Here is a 3,893-nt window from a genome sequence, read left to right as displayed (position 1 = left end):
CCTCCTTTTTTTATTCTCTCTGCCTATTCCCTTTGTCCCTCCTACATCCTTATCCTTACCAGCCTCCCCTATACCCCGCTGATCAATTCGAGAATTGTGCCATCCGGATCTTTGAAGCATACAAAGCTGGTTTTTCCATCCACCAGCCCATCGATGGTCGTCAGGGGGGCCACAAACTCAACGTCCATCTTTTGCAAGTCTGCGTAGGTCTTTTCTATGTCTTTTACAGCGAATGCGATCCGGCAGATCCCGACGTTGTTCAGGCTTGAATACGGCTGGCCCTGGGTAGGTGGATCGAGGAATTGAACCAGGTCGAGCACCGGAGCGTTAGGATCATCGCCGATACGCATGAAGACGCCCCGGATCTTGTTCGCTTTGACCCCGAGACCATCACCAATGCGTGGATCCTCGGCTGTAAAGTCGTTGACTTTGTTAAAACCGATCTGTTGATAGAAGCGAATCGAGCGCTCCATATCTCGTACACAAATGTTGACGTGAAATAGACGGTCAAGCATAACTGTTCCTCCTTGCTTTCCCTTTACTCCCTTTGGCTCCTGTGTCGCAAGAGAAATACGCCAGAACGAATCGTTGACGACAGCCCGCTGATCTCCTAGTAAGGATATGGGGACAGTCAGTATCAATTCTCATTTGCCCGCAAAATAAAAGGAGGGCCTGTCATGGCAGAGTATGATGTGTTGATCAAAAACGGCACGGTCGTGGATGGTTTGCGCACGCCTGCATACCGTGGGGATATCGCGATCCGGGATGGCAAGATCGTCGCAATGGGCAATATCAAAGGAGACACCACCCGCGTCATCGACGCCACTGGCTGCATTGTGGCGCCTGGGTTTATGGACATTCATACCCACTATGACGCGGCGCTGACTGGCTGGGACCCGTATGCCACGCTGTCTGGCTGGCACGGGGTGACGAGCGTGGCGATTGGCAACTGCGGCTTTGGCTTCGCTCCGGTGCGGCCCGAGGACCAGGAGCGGGCTATGCTGCGCATGGAGCGCACAGAGACCATTCCGCTGTCGATTATGCAGGCGTCGATGCGCTGGGACTGGGAGACCTTTCCCGAGTTTCTGGACAGCCTGGAACGCAACAAGATGGGAGTGAATGCCGCCTCGCTGGTGCCTTACTCGCCGCTGCGTGCCTGGGTGATGGGCAATGAGGAAGCCCGCGATCCCAATTATACGGCTACCGCAGACCAGGTCACGCAGATAAAACATGTGTTGAAGGAAGCCTTGCAGGCGGGTGGCTTTGGCTTCTCGGGCACGTTTAGTATGTCCAACCGGGACTATGATGGCGGCTATCTACCGACCCAGGTGGCGCCGCGAGAAGAGTTCTTAGAGATGGCGGCCGTGATGCGGGAGTTCAACCGGGGCTCAATCGAGTGGACGATGGGCAAAGCCTTACAAGGGCTGGGCTTAGATTTCTTGCTGGAGTTGGCCAAGACCAGTGGCCGGCCGGTGAACTGGAACGCAATCGTGTCTGATGCCAATAACCCCGATGGCTGGCGTAAGCAGCTGGAGTGGAGTGAGAAGGCGTATCGCGAGGCCATTGTCCTGCCAGTTGATATTTGCGTACCAATCGAACGCGATTTCACCCTGGAAACCATGGGACTGTTTGACCAGTTGCCAGCCTGGAATGAAGCCACCGTGGGCACGCGCGAAGAGCGCAAGGCCAAACTGGCCGATCCGGCTCGGCGTCCTGCTCTGCGCAAGGATATGGAAAAGCGCCGGATGGTGCTCGTATCGTCCAAGGACAGTGACGGCGAACAGGGCCAGGTGGGCATGATCGACTGGGACGCGACGGTCATCGAAGACGTACACCTGGAAAAGAACGAGCCGCTCAGAGGTAAGACTATCGCTCAGATCGCTCAGGAGCAGGACAAGCATCCGGTCGATGTCCTGCTAGACCTGGCGGTCGAAGAAGACCTGAAGACCGAGTTTGCCATGCAAGACTCTCTCAACAGTGATGAGGACGCCGTGGGTCAGATCCTCAAACACCCGCTGACCCTGATTGGTGCCTCAGATGGCGGAGCGCATACCAAATTCCTGACCCTGGGCCGTTATCCGACCCACTTTCTGGCCCATTGGATCCGTGACAAACAGCTCATGACCTTGGAAGAGGCACATTGGCGGCTGTCGACCATGTTGGGTTGGGCCATTGGCATCCATGACCGCGGCTGGCTGCGCGCTGGGATGCCGGCAGACATCGTGGTCTATGATCTGGAGAAGCTGCGAGTGTTGCCGATGGAGACCATCTACGATCTGCCCAACAACGACTGGCGGCGGGTGCAGAAGGCCGACGGCTATCGCTACACGATCGTGAATGGACAGATCACCTTCGAGGGCCAGAAGTGTACCGGTGCGCTGCCGGGCAAGGTGCTGCGCAGCTACGATATGGCTGGGCAGTAACGATCCGTCATTGCGAGGGAGCGTAGCGACTGCGGCAATCTCAAACATATACACCAGTCCCCGAGATTGCTTCGCTACGCTCGCAATGACCCCTCAATAGGTACGCTGCCAGGGAAGGAAGGTCGGTTCGTTAACTTCCAGTGAACTTCGGCTCGCGCTTCTCTCTGAAGGCCTGTGCCGCCTCGCGGGCGTCTTCGGTCCCCATAGTTGCTCCCTCGAGGCCGAGCGATAGCGGCAGCACCAGATTCGAGACCATCTTGATGTACTTGTTGATGGGCACCTTGGATGCCGAGATCGCGCGGGCCGGTCCGCTTGCGAGTCGCTCCGCGATTTCTATGGCCTTCGGCATGAGCTCCTCGTCGTCGACGACGAAATTGACGAGCCCCAGGCGTTCCGCCTCTTCTGCGGGGAGGCGATCGCCCGTCATCATGAAGTACTTCGCGCGATTCACGCCCATGAGCAGCGGCCAGATTACCTGCCCGCCGTCACCGGCACCGATTCCCATGCGGACGTGGGTATCGGCAAACGTCGCGCCACGGGCCGCCACTACGATATCGGCAAGAAGCGCAAAGTTCGCACCGAGTCCCATGGCATAGCCGTTGACCGCGCTGATGACGGGCTTCGAGCAATCCAGAAGATTGTCGACGATCTGGCGCGCTTCGCGCATCGTCTGTCCGCCGCCGGTAACGGGAGATCCCCGCTGACCGCTGAAATCACCCCCGGCGCAAAATGCGCGCCCTGCCCCCGTGACGAGCAGAACCTTCACGTCCGGGTCGGCGTCGGCGTCGAGGGTCAGCGTGGTGAGCTCGGTATGCATCGTGGCATCGATGGCGTTCAGCTTCTCAGGGCGGTTGCGGGTCGCGATCGCGACGCCACTCGCACTCTTTTCGATGAGAATCGTCTGATAGCAGTCCTGCGTGAGCATGGATCCACCCCCTTTGTAGGATTCCAGCCTTACGATATGCCCGGCTGCGCGGGCGGACAAGTAGGCCCCCTCAGGCGCGTCTCACTGCGCCGTGCTTGGGCCCATGAGTATGCCATCAAGATAGACGGCCAGGGGCCGGGATAGCGTCAACGGATCACGCTCGGGGTCGGCATCAAGAATGAGCAAGCTTGCGGTATGCCCGGCTGCTAGTGTGCCAAGACCGTCCCCAAACCCCCAGAATTGTGCCGGTACCGTCGTCCCCGTAGCGAGAACCGCTTTATTATCCAGGCCGGCCTTGGCCAAGAGTTCGATCTCCTGCGGATTAATCCCATCGGAGCGCGCCTATTTTTTAAGCGAGTGCAGTTCTTTGACTACTTCACGTACACTAATAGCTTCTAGGCCCTGTCTCTTTGGAAAGCGATCGGTGCCGGAATAGACAAGAAAGGCCTTTTTCGGCTGAATGTCTTCAAGCGCAAGTGTGGTTTTGCCCACCTGGCGCGGGCCGATGAGGGCGACTGCCGCCTGGCGGCCGAGCGCGTCTTCAA

General features: G+C 58.0%; 5 protein-coding genes. 1 reads left to right on the top strand and 4 read right to left on the bottom strand.

The genetic code is table 11. The annotated features are described in order from the left end of the window. Positions 1-68 precede the first annotated feature (68 nt). On the bottom strand, positions 69-515 hold the full coding sequence (locus tag O6944_02745) for a VOC family protein (protein MCZ6718057.1): 447 nt from the start codon (positions 513-515) through the stop codon (positions 69-71). 162 nt (positions 516-677) lie between these two features. Here O6944_02745 and O6944_02740 point away from each other — a divergent pair, with 162 nt between their 5' ends. After that, positions 678-2,423, top strand: coding sequence for an amidohydrolase family protein (locus O6944_02740; GenBank protein ID MCZ6718056.1), 1,746 nt, complete (start codon positions 678-680; stop codon positions 2,421-2,423). A gap of 130 nt (positions 2,424-2,553) precedes the next feature. Here the strand turns inward: O6944_02740 and O6944_02735 are convergent, their stop codons facing one another. The 3 genes from O6944_02735 to O6944_02725 form a co-directional block, all read right to left on the bottom strand. Further along, positions 2,554-3,348 (bottom strand): enoyl-CoA hydratase-related protein, encoded by a 795-nt coding sequence (locus tag O6944_02735; protein ID MCZ6718055.1) that lies wholly within the window; start codon positions 3,346-3,348, stop codon positions 2,554-2,556. 81 nt (positions 3,349-3,429) lie between these two features. Beyond that, positions 3,430-3,651 (bottom strand): amidohydrolase family protein, encoded by a 222-nt coding sequence (locus O6944_02730; protein MCZ6718054.1) that lies wholly within the window; start codon positions 3,649-3,651, stop codon positions 3,430-3,432. A 39-nt stretch (positions 3,652-3,690) separates the two neighbouring features. Next, the coding region (locus O6944_02725) for a hypothetical protein (protein ID MCZ6718053.1) at positions 3,691-3,893 on the bottom strand (203 nt) is incomplete at its 5' end.

The organism is Gammaproteobacteria bacterium (genome assembly GCA_027296625.1).
Classification (GTDB): Bacteria; Pseudomonadota; Gammaproteobacteria; order JAKEHO01; family JAKEHO01; genus JAKEHO01.
This window is presented reverse-complemented; position numbering and strand designations above follow the sequence as displayed.